Genomic DNA, 16,503 nt, shown 5'->3' with positions numbered 1-16,503 from the left:
ATGCAGTTATTTTTTATCGTTTATTTCTATAATCAGTTTATTAAATTTAGAATTGTTATTCTGTTGAAACTGAAGTATTTCTTTTAAAGAACTTTCTTTTAGAGGAAAACATTTATTTTCTTTAAAATTTTCATTGAATTCCTCTTGTTCTGTAACGATATTCCTTAATTCAATTTGATAGTTTCTCAAAACATCTTTATCAAGACCATATTTTTGGTTAACTATTTCCATAACATCTTGAGTTTTAATATTCATTAATTTAAACCAAGGAAGAATTTGTTTTGGTCTTAATTTACCTTGATAAAGTTCATTCAAAAACTTTTTATATTCACTACGTAAGTCTTTGACTTCTTGAATTAAATGGTCTTTTAAGTATCTTTTGTTAGCAAGATTGTTTTGTAAAGTTTTCACAATCCAAATAGCAAGAAATGAATTTATTATGACCCCAATTATAGCAATTACATCACTTGTTTCTAGAGAAATAGAACTAGGACAACACATAATTAATTGTTTTTAATTGATAACTTACCATTAACTAATCTAAACCATTCTTTATGTTTTTTAGTTTTTTTCGGTTCGTCATTATTATTTCTTCTTTCTTCCCATTGTGGAAATGTTTCAGATATTATCATCTCTTTTAAGTCAGGTTCTTGCTCAGAGATTATCTCTAAAAGATTATTGACTATATCAATTCCAAAATCGTAGATTAAATTTCCAAAAGCTTCATCCAAAAAAGAAGGTGCGTATCCAGCTGTAAAATCAAGATTTAAAACTAATTTTTCTTTTTTTTCATAAGAGTTTTTAAATGCGTGATTTAGTATTGAATGATAGTATTCTTCTCCTGAATCGTCACTTATAGAACAATGACGTAAACCTGGATATTCAGTAAAATCTTTTATGTATATTGTATTTTCCATTAGCTAGCTTTTAATATTGTATTTGCTGTGACCTCCCATCTATATAAAGTTCCGCGAAATTCGTGCTTATTTAAAAGTTCCGATTTAAATTCATTGTCATAATGTAAGATTACGTTATTAGTAACTACTTTAAGATTTTGTATTATTCCTATATCACTTCCATTTTTAATTGAAGGTAGTCCTTTATTTCTATTTACTTTTCTTGAACTAGAGCCATATTTTTTTATAAACGCACCTTGCAAAATTTCATCATCTTGTTTCATTAAAAATGTATCTCGTAGCTTGTGTTTAAATTTTTTATTTAAGGTTTTTAAAATCCCTTTGCCAACATCTGTAATTGTAAAAATAGCTTTATCATCATCATATTTTACGCCAAATAGCCATTGTTTATTATATGTCTCTGCCCATTCAATTGAATTACCGCATATTTCTAAAAGTATAGTTCTTAATTTTGGTAAATGACTTTCATTACCAGTTAAATGTTTTACAACTTTTGTTACAGTTTTACTGATACGAATATTGTCTTCTCTAGTCAACATTTTTGAACCTTTTTCAATAAATAGTAAATCTGATTTTTCAGATTTTTTAAATGGTTTACCATTATTGTCATACATAAAAGTTAATATTCCTGATTCAATAATCTTATTTTTACATTCAAGATTATTTGGATAATTACCTCTTAATGATATTCCTTTTGACTTTAAATCTCTAATTATTGCAATTAAAACACAAATAGAACTATAGTCAAATTCTTCAACTTTAGAAATATCCATTTGTACAAAGCAATTTCTACCCATTTTAGAAATATTTCTCTCCCTTCTTAGTTCTCTGTAAAATTCCAATGATTTATGTGTTTCTGAAAGTAAGCAGATATTTTTTGGTGCAATTACTGGTTCTGCTTTTATAAATTCAATTCTAGAATTTTTATAAATCGGTAATTTGTTTGGGTCATAAGGTTTATTCCTTTTTGGTTTTTTCCCAATTTTTTGACATCTTTTATCGTGCCACTTTTTATATTTAATTTTCTTGTAATTCTTTTTCATTTAGTTTGGTTAGTAATTGCATACAACTTGTTTATATAGATGTATAATACATCGTTATACAACCATTTTGGTAGGTTTATGATTGTATTTATGTTTGTTTATGCTTTTACGAACTTAACAATAATAATTTAAATTTCTTACGGAATCCCATAAGCTTAATTATTTAGGTAATAAAAGTTGTTTTAGCGATCATAAAAGCTTGAATGGGTCGCTGATATCACGGCGTGCTCCGAAGACACCGCAGCATGGGTCGCTGATATCACGGCATGCTCCGAAGACACTACGGCACGGGTCGCTGATATCACGGCACGGGTCGCTGATATCACGGCACGGGTCGCTAATATCACGGCATGCTCCATTAACACCGCGGCACGGGTCGCTAATATCACGGCATGCTCCGTTGACACCACGGCATGGGTCGCTAATACCACGGCATGCTCCGAAGACACCACGGCACGGGTCGCTGATATTACGGCGTGCTCCGTTAACACCACGGCACGGGTCGCTAATATCACGGCATGCTCCGCAGACACCGCGGCACGGGTCGCTGATATCACGGCATGCTCCGTTAACACCACGGCATGGGTCGCTAATACTACGGCAATAGATAAATTAATAGCACACGTAAAAAAGCTGACAACGTTGCAAGCCGTAGCCTCAAATCCCAACAGATTTTACAAAACGCTCTCGGTGTAAGCATTAAAAAAGGTCAAGAAAAAGCTATCAACCAATACTTAAAAGTAGAATTTTGTTAGTTGTAGTATGAGTAAGCAGCCGTATATGGTGTTGGTTTTTACCATTAAAGATCGCTAGAAAGCGTCATCCCGATTGAAAAGAGGGATCTCATTAAAGTGAGTAACATCTATTGTTGAGATGTCTCATCACTCATACTTTATGCTATCGACATAACACCCTATTGATTTTAGTTAATTTATAAAACTCAGGTTACACTAAATTTTTATCAAAGGTATACACCATTTTTGCTAATTTCGCCGCTTAAAATATTTTGTATGATTACGGTAGATCAATTAACGGTTGAGTTTAGTGGTAACACCCTGTTTAGCGACGTTTCGTTTGTAATAAACGAAAACGATAAAATTGCCTTAATGGGTAAAAATGGGGCAGGAAAATCCACCATGATGAAAATTATAGCAGGAGTTTCTAAACCAACTAAAGGAGGTGTTCGTAGTCCGAAAGATACCGTAATCGCTTACTTACCTCAGCACTTGTTAATGGAAGACAATTGCACGGTAAAAGAAGAAGCATCTAAAGCATTTGCATCTATTTTTGCTATGAAAGCCGAAATGGACGACCTCAACAAACAGTTAGAAACCCGTACCGATTATGAATCGGATGATTATATGAAAATCATCGAGCGTGTATCGGATTTAGGAGAGAAATACTACGCGTTAGAAGAAATAAACTACGAAGCAGAAGTAGAGAAAGCTTTAAAAGGGTTAGGATTTAAACAAGAAGATTTTGAAAGAGCTACTTCAGAGTTTAGTGGAGGTTGGCGTATGCGTATAGAGTTGGCGAAAATCTTACTACAAAAACCCGATTTAATTTTGTTAGATGAGCCTACCAATCACGTAGATATCGAATCGGTAATTTGGTTAGAAAATTTCTTATTAAACAAAGCTAAAGCAGTAGTGGTAATTTCGCACGATAAAGCGTTTATTGATAACATTACCAACCGTACCATTGAGGTAACGATGGGAACTATTCACGATTACAAAGCGAACTATTCACACTATTTAGAGTTGCGTAAAGAACGTCGTGCACATCAGTTAAAAGCCTACCAAGAACAACAAAAGTTTATTGCCGATACCAAAGCATTTATCGAGCGTTTTAAAGGAACCTATTCAAAAACGAATCAAGTAGCTTCACGTGAACGAATGTTAGAAAAATTAGTTCCTGTAGAAATAGATGAGGTAGATACTTCAGCCTTAAAATTACGTTTTCCACCATCACCACGTTCGGGAGATTATCCTGTAAAAGTGGAAGGATTGACGAAGCAATACGGAGACTTAACCGTATTTAAAGATGCAAGTTTCTCTATAGCTCGTGGAGAAAAGGTGTCGTTTGTAGGAAGAAACGGAGAAGGAAAATCAACCATGATTAAAGCGATTATGGGAGAAATTGATTTTGAGGGTGAATGTGGTTTAGGACACAACGCCAAAGTAGGATATTTTGCTCAAAATCAAGCATCATTGTTAGACCCTGAATTAACAATTTTCCAAACCGTAGATGAGGTTGCCGAGGGAGATGTTCGAACGCAAATCAAAAATATATTAGGACGTTTTATGTTCTCGGGAGATGATTTAGAAAAGAAAGTAAAAGTACTTTCTGGAGGAGAGAAAACCCGTTTGGCAATGGTAAAGTTGTTGTTAGAGCCAGTAAACGTGTTGATATTAGATGAGCCTACGAACCACTTAGATTTAAAATCAAAAGAGGTAATTAAAGAAGCTTTATTACATTTCGACGGAACGTTGATTTTAGTATCACACGATCGTGATTTCTTACAAGGATTGTCTCAAAAAGTATTTGAGTTTAAAGACCAACGTGTCATAGAACACTTTGAAACGATTGATGCATTCTTAGAGCGTAATAATATCAAAGCGTTAAAGGAAATTGATTTGTAGTCATTCCGACTGAAAGGAGGGGTCTCATTCATGTGAGTAACTCCCATTGTTGAGATTTCTCGTCGCTCATAAAATAGCTCTGTCGAAATGACGTCTAGCTTAATCATCATTGCGAGCCTTTCGGCTGTCGCTCAAGACAGGCTAAAGTGAAGCAATCTGTTAGCTGATGGAGAGATTACTTCAGTCGTACCTCCTTCGTAATGACGTCTCGATTACCGTCATTCCGAACGGATGTGAGGAATCTCATGAAGTCAGTAATTTCCATTGTTAAGACCTCTCACGTTCCGCGTTACTCCAGTTCGAGATGACAGTATGTTTTGTCATTGCGAGTGGAACGAAGTAATCTGTTAGTTGATGGAGAGGTTACTTCAGTCGTACCCTCCTTTGTAATGACGATTGTTCTTATTTTATCATGTGTTGATAAGCGTCACGATTTTCATAAATTACCCAAAGATTAATAGCAAATAATGCTAAAGCAATAGGAAGTCCAGATGGAGCTTGAAAAATGTTAGTTAGCATAATTCCTATCATTACAGGAAAAATAGCTACAGCTCCTAAGGCTCTAGTTTTTGGAATAATGAAAAGAATACCTCCTAAAATTTCAGCAATAGCTACTAGGGGCATTAGCCAACCAATTTCCATCATAGCGGTCATAGCACTCATCATTTTTTCGGGTAAATCCTCTGGCATTGGCATGTAGTTTAAGAATTTGTTTAATCCTGAATTGATAAACATTAATCCGAAAAGTAGACTTAATACAAATAGAATTTTTTGTTTCATAGTAGTTAGTTTGGGGTTAGTAATTTGTTTTTTAGTTTTTTAAATATATGAAAATATAAAATTGATAACAAAATGAAAGTGAGTATCTTACATTGTTGAGATTTCTCGTCGCTCATAAAATCGCTCTGTCGAAAAGACGTCTAGCCTAATCATCATTGCGAGTAAAACGAAGTAATCTGTATATCGTGTACCGAGAAAAAGATAGCCACGTCGTTACCACTCCTCGCTATGACGTCTTGTTTATTGTCATTGCGAACGAAGTGAAGCAATCTGTCAGTTGAAGAAAAGATAGCCGCGTCGTTATAACTCCTCACTATGATGTTCAGTAAGTGTCATTCTGATTAATTTTATGTCATTCCGAACGGATGTGAGGAATCTCAAGAGGTGAATAACTCTTATGACTGATATTTAGGTTTCTTCAGCTAATATTTTAATTGAAATAAAGATGGAATTGAAGCTATGATTTTTTTAGTATTTCTGTTCTGTGGTAATCTTCTATAATATTATCCATTTTAGACCACCATCGTCGAGTCTTATAGTCTTCACCGGCTTCAGTTAGTAAATCTTGAAGGACATAACTGGTATGTCCCTTTACTTTTTTGTTTTTAGCGTTGTCATGATATTGAAATAATAAATTAATCATTTTTTCAAAAAAACTAAAATCATTATCATAGATGTTATCTACTTCAAAGGAATCAATAACCTCTAAGATTCGATATTTTTTTGGTTCTTTTTCAACAATGTTTAAAATTCTTTTTAGTTCATCAAAAAGAAAATCATTCCAGTCTGTAGAATAAGTTGAAAGGGCTTCATATATTATATTGTGTGATGATATAAGTGAAGGTTCAGAGCTAAGAGTATAATTGATAACCTTGCTCTTGTGGTTATTAGCATACATAACAAATTCTTTCATGAAGTTATCGGAGAATTCCACAGAAGTATTATACCAATTATCAAGTTCGTCTTTTTCGTATTCAATCAACTTTTCTATCATAACAAAAAATGTAAGTTACTTTTTTAAGTAAATGTAAGAATTAGTTGTGTATCGAACAAAAAGATAGCCGCGTCGTTATCACTCCTCACTATGACGTTCAGTAAGTGTCATTCTGATTAATTTTATGTCATTCCGAACGGATGTGAGGAATCTCAAGAGGTGAGTAGTTCTTATGCTTAAGATTTCTCAGTCGTACCTCCTTCGAAATGACGAGTAGAGGAGAAGGTCTAGTTTACCCCGCAACACTTCTTGTATTTCACACCGCTATCACAAGGACAAGGATCGTTTCTGGAAATATCCAAACGTTTTAAATGCAGGTTCATGTCGTCCATATCTTGTTTAAAGATTTGCTCCAGTAACGCATAAAGCTCAGGATGTTTTCTGGCTAATAACTTCGGACGTTCAAAAAAGTATTCGCTTGCAACCGAGAAAAACTCCGCTTTGTTAGTCCCACCATAGGGATTGATATCAGAAGCGTCGTTGTATATTTCTTCAATTTTTTTGTTGATTAAGTCTACCCACGGAATACTGTATTGCTTTTCTAATAATACATGTGGTACTCCGTCAATATTACCATCTAGTTTATCAATTAAATGTACAAACTCATGGATGGCAGTATTCTTTTTATCAGTTTCATTTTCAAAACCTAAATGTAAAGCAGGTTTAGATAAAATCATTTTTCCTTCTAAATACCCGTTACCTACCATTCCTAAAATTCTTCGGTTGTTTCCTTCGGTTTCAAAATGCTCGTTAAACATAGCAGGATATAAAATAATTTCTTTGATGTTAGGATAGCGCCATTCAGGAAAATTAAAAATAGGAATTACAGCACTAGAAGCTATCAGTAATTTGTCGGTAATTGTAACTGTAACATCAACACCAATAACCTCATGATTTAATAGGAATTCAAAAACTTTAAACTCGAACAATTCTTTTTCATCAGGAGTGAGTGCGTTGTAAAAAGCAACTTTTTTAGTTAAAATAACTTTCCACTTGTTTGGAAAAGGAGTTGTAGGTTGTTTCCACTTAGTGGTTGAGGTGTTTTTTTTGAATACAAGAAAAATACCTACGAGTATAATTATAGATAGATAAGTCATTTAAAATAGCGTTGTGACTAGTAGTAATTTTTTTCAAATATATAAAAATAGGGTAGAGTGGGGACACTTTATTGTGATGTCATTTCGACCAGAGGGAGAAATCTCATGAGGTGAGTAACTCCTATTGTTGAGATTTCTCGTCGCTCATAAAATCGCTCTGTCGAAATGACGTCTAGATTATCGTCATTGCGAGTGAAACGAAGCAATCTGTTTATTGTGTGTCGATAAAAAGATAGCCACGTTGTTCATTTCGAGCTTCCTAGCTATGGCGTTCGGTTTTATTATTACAATTAACTTTACGTCATTCCGACGATAGGAGGAATCTCATGAGGTGAGTAACTAACTCCTATTCTTAAGATCTCTCACATTCCGCGTTGCTTTAGTTTGAGATGACAGCATGTTTCGTCATTGCGATTAATTTTATGTCATTCCGAACGGATGAGAGGAATCTCATGAAGTCAGTAACTTCCATTATTGAGATCTCTCACATTCCGCGTTGCTCCAGTTCGAGATGACGGGATGGTTTCATTATTGTGAGGGAAACGAAGTAATCTTCTTTAGTAATGATATTTAAGTTTTTAATGTTGAGTGTTTTGCAATTGTTTATTTATTTTATTGAGTGTTTATTGAAAAATAGCTACTTGTTTTTCGTAAGTGTTAAAATTTATATTGTTTTATTAGATTATTTGTAAATAAGATTTGGAATGTATACATTGGCAACAGGATTAATGTATTGTATTTATACATACCACTTAATTAGTAACCATAAATTCCCCAATATATATGACTACAAACTTAAATTTTCAGACTGTAGCAAAAGAACAAATTAAGTTCTTGAAATTTCCAAAAGAAGAGGTGTTAAACAAAAAGAAAGCAATGGTAAATCGTATTTTAGATTTACAACGAGCACTATCTTTAGGAAACTTAGAAAGAGAAAAGGTAAAAATATTTTTTATGGATATGGATGGCTTAAAAAAAGTAGAAACTACTGTTTGGGGTATTACTGATACTTCAGTAATTCTAAAACAGGCAACCATTATTCCGTTAGAAAGAATTGTAAGAGTAGCATAAATAAAAAAGACCTCGAAATTTCGAGGTCTTTTTTTATAGGTGTTATACTTATTAAGCTTCCGCTTCCATATAGTCTTCAATAGGATTACAAGAACAAATTAAGTTACGGTCACCAAAAGCATCGTCTACACGACGTACTGAAGGCCAAAACTTATTGTCTGCAATATAATCTAAAGGAAATGCTGCTTGTTTACGAGAGTATGGTAAATCCCATTCATCAGCAGTTAACATTTCTTGCGTATGTGGTGCATTTTTAAGCGGGTTGTTAGGATTTTCCTTACTCGCTTCAGCAATCTCTTTTCTAATAGAGATTAACGCATCACAAAAACGGTCTAATTCAGCGACACCTTCCGATTCGGTTGGCTCTACCATAATTGTACCTGCTACAGGGAAAGATACAGTAGGCGCGTGGAATCCGTAGTCCATTAAACGCTTCGCGATATCGGTAACTTCAATTCCGTTTTGTTTAAACTCACGGCAATCTAAAATCATTTCGTGAGCAGCACGGTTCATTTCTCCTGTATATAAAGTGCTAAAGTGTCCTTTTAAACGCTCTTTAATGTAGTTTGCGTTTAAAATTGCGTTCTTAGTAGAGTTTGTTAACCCGTCGGCACCTAACATAGTAATGTATCCGTAAGAAATTAAACATACCAATGCAGAACCCCAAGGAGCTGCTGAAATAGCAGTAATGGCATTGTCACCACCAGTTGCTATTACAGGGTTGGTAGGTAAATACGGAACTAATTGAGGAGCTACACAAATTGGTCCAACACCTGGTCCACCACCACCGTGAGGAATCGCAAATGTTTTGTGTAAGTTTAAGTGACAAACATCGGCACCAATAGTTGCAGGATTTGTTAATCCTACCTGTGCGTTCATGTTTGCACCATCCATATATACTTGTCCGCCATTATCGTGAATAATCTGCGTAATTTCTTTAATAGCCTTTTCAAATACTCCGTGAGTAGATGGGTAAGTTACCATTAAAGCAGCTAAATTATCAGCGTGTTTTTCAGCTTTTGCACGTAAATCTTCTACATCGATGTTTCCTCTTTCATCAGTTTTGGTAACTACCACTTTCATACCCGCCATAACAGCAGATGCAGGGTTAGTTCCGTGAGCAGATGCAGGAATTAAACAGATGTTTCTGTTGGTGTCTCCATTTGCTTCGTGATATGCTCTAATAGTCATTAATCCAGCAAATTCACCTTGTGCACCAGAGTTAGGTTGTAAAGAAGTACCAGCAAAACCAGTAATAACGTTTAATTGGTTTTCAAGGTTATCTAACATTATTTGGTATCCTTCCGCTTGGTTTAAAGGTACAAATGGGTGGATATTTCCCCATTGAGGATTACTCAACGGTAACATTTCAGAAGCAGCATTTAATTTCATGGTACAAGAACCTAAAGAAATCATTGAGTGATTTAATGCTAAATCTTTACGTTCTAATTTTTTGATATAACGCATCATATCAGTTTCTGATTGATACGTATTGAATATGTCGTTATCTAAGAAAGAAGTTGCTCTTTTTACATCTGCAGGAATTACGTCAGCTGAAGTAAATTCAGTAACTAAAATATCTTTGATATTGAAAGCTTGTTCGAAACAGTCAACAATTTCGTTGATTTCTTTTAAACCAACAGTTTCGTTTACAGAGATTGAAACATGCTCTGCATCGATGTAGTTAAAGTTGATTCCGTTAGCTTCTGCTACTGGACGTAACTTGTCTGCTTCAACTTCAACTAAAATAGTATCGAAATAAGCGCTGTTTTTTTGTTTGAAACCTAAATCTGTTAAAGCTTTTGCTAAGGTTACAGTGCTTGTGTGTACACGATCTGCAATGTATTGTAAACCATCTTTACCGTGGTATACAGCATACATACCCGCCATAACAGCTAATAATACCTGTGCAGTACAAATGTTTGAAGTTGCTTTTTCACGTTTAATGTGTTGTTCACGTGTTTGTAATGCCATACGTAAAGCACGACCACCGTCAACATCTTTTGTAACTCCAATAATACGACCAGGAATACTACGCTTGTAAGCTTCTTTAGTAGCAAAATATCCAGCGTGAGGTCCTCCGTATCCTAAAGGAATACCAAAACGTTGCGTAGTACCTACAACAACATCAGCACCAAATTCAGCAGGAGCTTTTAATTTTACTAACGATAAAATATCAGCAGCTACAGCTACTTTAATGTTATTGGCATTACAGCTAGCAACGAAATCGGTATAATCATATACTTGTCCGTGCTTACCAGGATATTGTACAATAGCTCCAAAGAATTCTTCAGAGAAGTTAAACTCTTGGTGGTTACCAACAACTAATTCAATTCCAATAGGAATAGCACGTGTTTGTAATACCGATAAGGTTTGTGGTAAAATTTCTTCTGAAACAAAGAACTTGTTTACGTTAGCTTTCTTTTGTGTTCTTTCACGAACATCAAATAATAAAGCCATAGCTTCAGCAGCAGCAGTACTTTCGTCTAATAACGAAGCATTCGCTAACTCCATTCCTGTTAAATCACAAATCATAGTTTGATAATTTAACAAGGCTTCTAAACGTCCTTGTGCTATTTCAGCTTGGTAAGGAGTATAAGCAGTATACCATCCTGGGTTTTCTAAAATATTACGTTGGATAACACTAGGTAAAATAGCTTCGTGGTATCCTAAACCTATATAACTTTTAAAAACTTTGTTTTTAGCACCTAATTCATTGATGTGATTTAGGTATTCATATTCGCTCATGGCAGGAGCTAAATCAAGCTCTTTTTGTAAACGAATATCGTCGGGAATAGTTTCATAAATCAATTGGTCTAAACTCTCAATGCCAATTGTTTGAAGCATTTGATCCTGATCTTTAACACGAGGACCTATATGCCTAAGTTGAAATGAATTTGTGTTCATTATTGTGTTGTTGTTTTTCGTGCCTCAAAAATAGTGAAATTGGTTGATTTGATACTACATATTTTTTTGTTAAAAACAATATTTTATTAACCAAAACAGCTGGTTATAAACATAAAAGTTATTTTTGTTAGATGAACCTTTTTAAAAAAGCACTCGATTTTTATATAAATTCTAGTATCCATGTAGCCTTAGCGGTGTTTTCTTTGTTTAGAATTACAGAATTATATTTTGGTTTTTTATACGATGAGTCACTGAGTTTTTTTGTGTTTTTTGCCACAATTACTGGGTATAATTTTGTTAAATATGCAGGAGTTGCGAAACTCCATCACCGAAGTTTGACTAAAAACCTGCAAATCATTCAAATATTTTCATTGATTTGCTTCTTGTTAATGTGCTACTATGCATGGTTATTACCTCTAAGAACATTATTGTTTTTTGTGCCTCTAGGAGTTTTAACTTTTTTATATGCAGTGCCTTTTTTAAGTGGATTCCAAAAAAACTTACGAAGTATTGGTTATTTAAAAATAATAGTAGTGGCTTTGGTATGGGCTGCAACTACGGTATTGTTACCTACATATGCCAGTGAAACTTCTTTTACAACTGAGGTGTACCTATCTGCAATACAACGTTTTTTATTGGTGGTAGTATTAATCCTTCCATTTGATATAAGAGATGTGCAATATGATGCTATTTCTTTGCAAACAATCCCTAAAAAGATAGGTATAGAGTACACTAAGAAGTTTGGAGTTGTTCTGCTTGGATTATGTTTGGTGTTGGAATTTATGATTAGCCCGAATACTCATTTTCGAACTGTTTTTTTAGTGTTGTTTACTGTACTACTATTTCTGTTGATGAGAGCAAAAACAAATCAGTCTAAATACTATAGCTCTTTTTGGGTTGAAGCCATACCAATTTTTTGGTGGTTATTTTTGTTAGTTTAAAACTGAAGTTTTTTAGAAGTATTAGAACTTAAAAAGTAATAGCTTGTAAGTAGCGTATTTTTTATAGTTAAAAACTGAAACTTAAGGGTTTTGTAATATGTGTTTTTAAGAAAACCTTTGTACATTCGTTGGCTTAACAACACAATAACAAAAACACAAATTAAGTAACATGAATTTAGTAAAACGAAATTTCGTTTTCGATTTCGATAGCACACTTACCAGTGTGGAAGCATTAGATGTTTTGGCCGAAATCACCTTAAATGGGAGTCCGAAAAAAGAAGAGGTTATTCAAGAAGTAACCCGCATTACCAATCAAGGAATTGATGGAGAAATGTCCTTTACGGAATCCTTAGAAAAACGTATTCGGTTATTAAGTGCTAAAAAATCTGATTTACCATTATTAATTGAAGAATTAAAACAAAAAGTATCTCCTTCTATAGAAAGAAATAAAGAGTTTTTTGAAAGCTTTTCTGATGATATTTACGTGATTTCAGCAGGGTTTAAAGAATTTATAGACCCTATCGTAGCTGAATATAACATTCCGTCTGAAAGAGTATTTGCAAATACTTTTGAATTTGATACAGATGGAGTTATTGTAGGGTTTGATACTCAAAACCCATTATCTAAGCATAATGGAAAGATAGATTGTTTAAAATCCTTAAATTTAGAAGGTGAAGTACAAGTAATTGGAGATGGCTATAGTGATGCTGTTACCAAAGAAGCAGGTGTTGCTGATACTTTTTTTGCTTATACAGAAAATGTGTCGAGAGATAAAACTATCGCAAATGCCGACCATATTACACCAAATTTAGATGAATTTTTATACGTTAACAAGTTGCCTAGAAACCTATCATACCCAAAGAACAGAATTAAAATATTATTACTAGAAAATGTACACCCTGATGCTTTTACAAAGTTAACAGGTGATGGTTTTTCTGTAGAAACTGTTTCAAGAAGTTTATCGGAAGATGAATTGATTGAAAAATTAAAAGATGTTCATGTGTTAGGAATTCGTTCTAAAACACAAGTAACTCGTAAAGTTATTGAAGCTGCCGAAAAGCTAATGGTGGTTTCTGCTTTTTGTATTGGAACAAAGCAAATTGATTTAGATGCATGTAAAGAGAATGGAGTAGTAGTTTTTAATGCTCCTTATAGTAATACACGTTCGGTAGTTGAATTAGCTATTGGTGAAATTATTATGTTAATGCGTAGTGTATTTCAAAGAAGTACAGAAATTCATAACGGTCAGTGGAATAAAACAGCACAAGGTTCAAGAGAGGTTCGTGGTAAAAAACTAGGGATTGTTGGTTACGGAAACATTGGTAAGCAACTATCTGTTTTAGCTGAGGCTCTAGGAATGGATGTGTATTATTATGATGTAGAAGATAAGTTGTCTTTAGGAAATGCAACTAAAATAGATACATTAAAAGAGTTGTTGAACATTTCAGATGTAGTTACATTACATGTTGATGATAATTCAGCAAATAAAAACTATATAGGTAAGGAGGAGTTAGCTGAAATGAAAGATGGTGCTCATTTGGTAAATCTTTCTCGTGGATTTGTAGTGGATATTGAAGCATTGGTGGATGCGTTAAAATCAGGTAAATTAGCTGGAGCAGCGGTAGATGTGTATCCAGAAGAGCCAAGAAAAAATGGTGAGTTTTACACTGAATTAAAAGGGTTGGATAATGTGATTTTAACTCCGCATGTAGGTGGTAGTACAGAAGAAGCTCAGAGAGATATCGCTGATTTTGTTCCGAATAAAATTATGGCGTACATCAATTCAGGAAATACGGTGGATGCGGTTAATTTCCCAAATATTCGTTTACCAAAACATAAAAACGCACACCGTTTTTTACATATTCATAAAAACGTACCTGGAGTAATGGCAAAGATTAATAAGGTATTAGCAAAATATGAATTGAATATTACTGGGCAATACTTGTCTACAGATGAGAAAGTTGGATATGTAATTACCGATGTTGATAAAGAGTATAATCAAGAGGTAATAACGAAACTTAAAAAAGTTGAAGGAACAATTAAATTTAGAGTACTGTATTAAAAACGTATTCTAAGTAATTTATACTATTCAAGGTCTACAGTAAAATGTAGACCTTGTTTTTGTTTGTGATTACTTTTTTAAGGAGGAAAAGTAAACCCAAGCAATAAAAAAGAGTTGTAATGGAATTCTAAACCATAAATAAGATAGTCCTTTTCCGTCATAAGTTCCAGTTTGGTAATTCAAGTTTTCTAAACTAGCCTTTATGTTGGCAGGAAGCATAAGTAATAGGAAAACAATAAGAATCCAACCTGTAGTTTTTTGGTAGTTAGGAAATAATAAACCTATAGCTAGTAAAATTTCAAATACACCTGTTACAAGTACTACAGTTGGTTTTAAAGGAATGAAATCTGGAATCATTTTGCTCATACCTTCAGTAAATAATAAATGTCCTAAAGCTGTAAATAAGAGCATTGCACACATGGCAATTCTACCAGAAAGGGAGTAGTTTATATTTTTCAATAGTAATTTTTGGATTCCTATTGAAATTAAGAATACAAATAGTAAAACAAATAAAGGTTTCATTGATTATAAAATTTATTCAAAATTGAAGAAACTTTTAAGAGTAATCAATGAACTTGGGTTAATAAATTCGTTTTCTAATTCTGCTCAGTGCTTGTGGAGTTACGCCAATATAAGAAGCTATGTATTTTAGTGGAATTTGTTTGATTAGTTCAGGTCTTTCATGAAAAAGGTTGAGGTACCTTTCTTCTGGAGTGTTGTTTAATAGAGAAAGCTCTCTTTTTGATTTTAGTAAGAATAAACTTTCAGCATTTTTTCTCCCTATTTCATTGCCTATCATAGTGTTTTGATAAATGTCTTCTAAATCGTCAAAGGATAATCTCCATAAAATAGTAGGAGTTAAAGTTTCAATACTGTATTCAGAAGGGGTTTGAGTTAAAAAAGAATCATAAGCACTAACAAAGCTGTTTTTAAATACAAAACCAAACGTTACATCATTTTCAATTTTAGGAATAAACAATCTCAAAGTACCTTCTTCAACAAATGATAGATAATCTTCTGTTTTTCCTTTGGTTAAGAGTACTTCCTTTTTTCGAAGCTCAACTTTTTTTAGTTTTGAAATAAAATAGGCTGAATCTCTGTCAGAAATGTTCGCGAAAGATTGTAAGAGTGTTGTTATTTGTTTCATGATTCAATTTTATAAACTATCAAAATCACTTAAATGCTGTTCTATGGTATTAGCTCCTTTTTGTAAAATTTGAATATAACTAGAAACATTTTCCATTTTAAACCTGCTAGAAGGTCCAGAGGCACTAATACCTGCAATTACTTTTCCTTTATTGTTGTAAATGGGAATGGCAATGCATACCAAACCTAATTCTGATTCTTCTACGTCTAATGCAAATTTTTGTTGTTGAATTAGTAGTAATTCTTCTTTAAATTTTGAAGTAGAGGTAATGGTGTTTTTAGTAAAAGATTTTAGTGTAACCGAATTTAGAAAGTCTTCTTGTGTTTCTGGTGAAGCAAAAGCTAGCAATAACTTTCCAATAGCACTTCCATTAATGGGAGCATAAGAGCCTATTGAGGTACTTATTTTGAGTCCTTGTAAACTATCTGCTTTGTTAATGTGGAATACTTGCTGTTCTTTTAAAATACCTAACAAAACCGTTTCTTGAATTTCTAAGGCAACTTTTTGTATTGGTGTGTTGGTTAAATTTCTAAGTGATTTATAAATAGAAACACGATTTCCTAATTCAAACAACTTACTACCCAATTGATATTTTTCGTTGTCATTTTGTTGTACAACGTTTAGTGAAACTAAAGTACTAAGTAACCGGTATACAGTACTTTTGTTATAGCCAGTTTTAGTAGCTAGTTCTCTAACACCCCATTCTTTTTTGTCATCAGTAAAAGCATCTAAAACAGAAAAAGCTTTTATGATAGATTGATTTAAGTTTTTAGAATCAGCATTCATTTAGTGAAAATATTTTGACTAATATAATAAAAATGTGTAGATTTATAAAACACCGTTTTATTATGTGAAACGCTTTTGGTTTTATTTTGAGATTAAAATAAAGTATCTTTAGTGTT

The 16,503-nt window shown here is 33.4% G+C and carries 14 protein-coding genes; 4 read left to right on the top strand and 10 right to left on the bottom strand.

Annotated elements, in window-relative coordinates:
• Positions 1-6: 6 nt before the first annotated feature.
• Genes LCI24_RS11870 through LCI24_RS11860 form a run of 3 tightly spaced genes read right to left on the bottom strand, consistent with a single transcriptional unit; the run spans position 7 to position 1,960 of the window.
• Positions 7-501 carry a hypothetical protein gene (locus LCI24_RS11870; RefSeq protein WP_274640567.1) on the bottom strand — a complete coding sequence of 165 codons (495 nt, stop codon included), beginning with the start codon at positions 499-501 and terminating at the stop codon, positions 7-9.
• A 2-nt stretch (positions 502-503) separates the two neighbouring features.
• Positions 504-917 carry an STAS-like domain-containing protein gene (locus LCI24_RS11865; protein WP_274640566.1) on the bottom strand — a complete coding sequence of 138 codons (414 nt, stop codon included), beginning with the start codon at positions 915-917 and terminating at the stop codon, positions 504-506.
• Positions 917-1,960 (bottom strand): hypothetical protein, encoded by a 1,044-nt coding sequence (locus LCI24_RS11860; protein ID WP_274640565.1) that lies wholly within the window; start codon positions 1,958-1,960, stop codon positions 917-919. Before LCI24_RS11860 ends, LCI24_RS11865 begins: the two co-directional genes overlap by 1 nt.
• A gap of 1,010 nt (positions 1,961-2,970) precedes the next feature.
• Between LCI24_RS11860 and LCI24_RS11855 the strand changes: the two genes are divergently transcribed.
• Positions 2,971-4,602, top strand: coding sequence for an ABC-F family ATP-binding cassette domain-containing protein (locus tag LCI24_RS11855; protein ID WP_159492530.1), 1,632 nt, complete (start codon positions 2,971-2,973; stop codon positions 4,600-4,602).
• 402 nt (positions 4,603-5,004) lie between these two features.
• Here the strand turns inward: LCI24_RS11855 and LCI24_RS11850 are convergent, their stop codons facing one another.
• The 3 genes from LCI24_RS11850 to LCI24_RS11840 form a co-directional block, all read right to left on the bottom strand.
• Complete coding sequence (locus LCI24_RS11850; RefSeq protein ID WP_274640564.1) at positions 5,005-5,382, bottom strand: DoxX family protein; 378 nt, start codon at positions 5,380-5,382, stop codon at positions 5,005-5,007.
• Positions 5,383-5,839: 457 nt separating this feature from the next.
• Complete coding sequence (locus LCI24_RS11845; protein ID WP_274640563.1) at positions 5,840-6,376, bottom strand: hypothetical protein; 537 nt, start codon at positions 6,374-6,376, stop codon at positions 5,840-5,842.
• Between the two features lie 227 nt (positions 6,377-6,603).
• A complete protein-coding gene (locus LCI24_RS11840; RefSeq protein WP_274640562.1) occupies positions 6,604-7,473 on the bottom strand; it encodes a zinc-dependent peptidase in 870 nt (289 codons plus the stop codon).
• A 783-nt stretch (positions 7,474-8,256) separates the two neighbouring features.
• On the opposite strand from LCI24_RS11840, the gene LCI24_RS11835 reads away from it, so the two are divergent.
• Positions 8,257-8,544, top strand: coding sequence for a hypothetical protein (locus LCI24_RS11835; RefSeq protein ID WP_099216293.1), 288 nt, complete (start codon positions 8,257-8,259; stop codon positions 8,542-8,544).
• Between the two features lie 51 nt (positions 8,545-8,595).
• Here the strand turns inward: LCI24_RS11835 and gcvP are convergent, their stop codons facing one another.
• Positions 8,596-11,451 (bottom strand): aminomethyl-transferring glycine dehydrogenase, encoded by a 2,856-nt coding sequence (gene gcvP, locus LCI24_RS11830; RefSeq protein ID WP_274640561.1) that lies wholly within the window; start codon positions 11,449-11,451, stop codon positions 8,596-8,598.
• Positions 11,452-11,582: 131 nt separating this feature from the next.
• Between gcvP and LCI24_RS11825 the strand changes: the two genes are divergently transcribed.
• Positions 11,583-12,392: a UbiA prenyltransferase family protein gene (locus LCI24_RS11825; RefSeq protein ID WP_274640560.1), complete on the top strand. Its 810-nt coding sequence runs from the start codon at positions 11,583-11,585 to the stop codon at positions 12,390-12,392.
• A 169-nt stretch (positions 12,393-12,561) separates the two neighbouring features.
• On the top strand, positions 12,562-14,454 hold the full coding sequence (serA, locus tag LCI24_RS11820; protein ID WP_274640559.1) for a phosphoglycerate dehydrogenase: 1,893 nt from the start codon (positions 12,562-12,564) through the stop codon (positions 14,452-14,454).
• A 69-nt stretch (positions 14,455-14,523) separates the two neighbouring features.
• Here the strand turns inward: serA and LCI24_RS11815 are convergent, their stop codons facing one another.
• Genes LCI24_RS11815 through LCI24_RS11805 form a run of 3 tightly spaced genes read right to left on the bottom strand, consistent with a single transcriptional unit; the run spans position 14,524 to position 16,387 of the window.
• The gene (locus tag LCI24_RS11815) at positions 14,524-14,976 is read right to left on the bottom strand and encodes a DoxX family protein (RefSeq protein WP_274640558.1); all 453 of its coding nucleotides are present in this window, start codon (positions 14,974-14,976) and stop codon (positions 14,524-14,526) included.
• Positions 14,977-15,034: 58 nt separating this feature from the next.
• On the bottom strand, positions 15,035-15,601 hold the full coding sequence (locus tag LCI24_RS11810) for a Crp/Fnr family transcriptional regulator (protein WP_274640557.1): 567 nt from the start codon (positions 15,599-15,601) through the stop codon (positions 15,035-15,037).
• Between the two features lie 9 nt (positions 15,602-15,610).
• On the bottom strand, positions 15,611-16,387 hold the full coding sequence (locus tag LCI24_RS11805; RefSeq protein ID WP_274640556.1) for an IclR family transcriptional regulator: 777 nt from the start codon (positions 16,385-16,387) through the stop codon (positions 15,611-15,613).
• Positions 16,388-16,503: the final 116 nt, after the last annotated feature.

Source organism: Tenacibaculum larymnensis, assembly GCF_028829235.1.
Lineage (GTDB): Bacteria > Bacteroidota > Bacteroidia > Flavobacteriales > Flavobacteriaceae > Polaribacter > Polaribacter larymnensis.
This window is presented reverse-complemented; position numbering and strand designations above follow the sequence as displayed.

Coding starts and splice junctions, on each gene's coding strand:
- LCI24_RS11870 (WP_274640567.1), bottom strand. CDS start 501: ATGTGTTGTCCTAGTTCTATTTCTCTAGAAACAAGTGATGTAATTGCT.
- LCI24_RS11865 (WP_274640566.1), bottom strand. CDS start 917: ATGGAAAATACAATATACATAAAAGATTTTACTGAATATCCAGGTTTA.
- LCI24_RS11860 (WP_274640565.1), bottom strand. CDS start 1,960: ATGAAAAAGAATTACAAGAAAATTAAATATAAAAAGTGGCACGATAAA.
- LCI24_RS11855 (WP_159492530.1), top strand. CDS start 2,971: ATGATTACGGTAGATCAATTAACGGTTGAGTTTAGTGGTAACACCCTG.
- LCI24_RS11850 (WP_274640564.1), bottom strand. CDS start 5,382: ATGAAACAAAAAATTCTATTTGTATTAAGTCTACTTTTCGGATTAATG.
- LCI24_RS11845 (WP_274640563.1), bottom strand. CDS start 6,376: ATGATAGAAAAGTTGATTGAATACGAAAAAGACGAACTTGATAATTGG.
- LCI24_RS11840 (WP_274640562.1), bottom strand. CDS start 7,473: ATGACTTATCTATCTATAATTATACTCGTAGGTATTTTTCTTGTATTC.
- LCI24_RS11835 (WP_099216293.1), top strand. CDS start 8,257: ATGACTACAAACTTAAATTTTCAGACTGTAGCAAAAGAACAAATTAAG.
- gcvP (WP_274640561.1), bottom strand. CDS start 11,451: ATGAACACAAATTCATTTCAACTTAGGCATATAGGTCCTCGTGTTAAA.
- LCI24_RS11825 (WP_274640560.1), top strand. CDS start 11,583: ATGAACCTTTTTAAAAAAGCACTCGATTTTTATATAAATTCTAGTATC.
- serA (WP_274640559.1), top strand. CDS start 12,562: ATGAATTTAGTAAAACGAAATTTCGTTTTCGATTTCGATAGCACACTT.
- LCI24_RS11815 (WP_274640558.1), bottom strand. CDS start 14,976: ATGAAACCTTTATTTGTTTTACTATTTGTATTCTTAATTTCAATAGGA.
- LCI24_RS11810 (WP_274640557.1), bottom strand. CDS start 15,601: ATGAAACAAATAACAACACTCTTACAATCTTTCGCGAACATTTCTGAC.
- LCI24_RS11805 (WP_274640556.1), bottom strand. CDS start 16,387: ATGAATGCTGATTCTAAAAACTTAAATCAATCTATCATAAAAGCTTTT.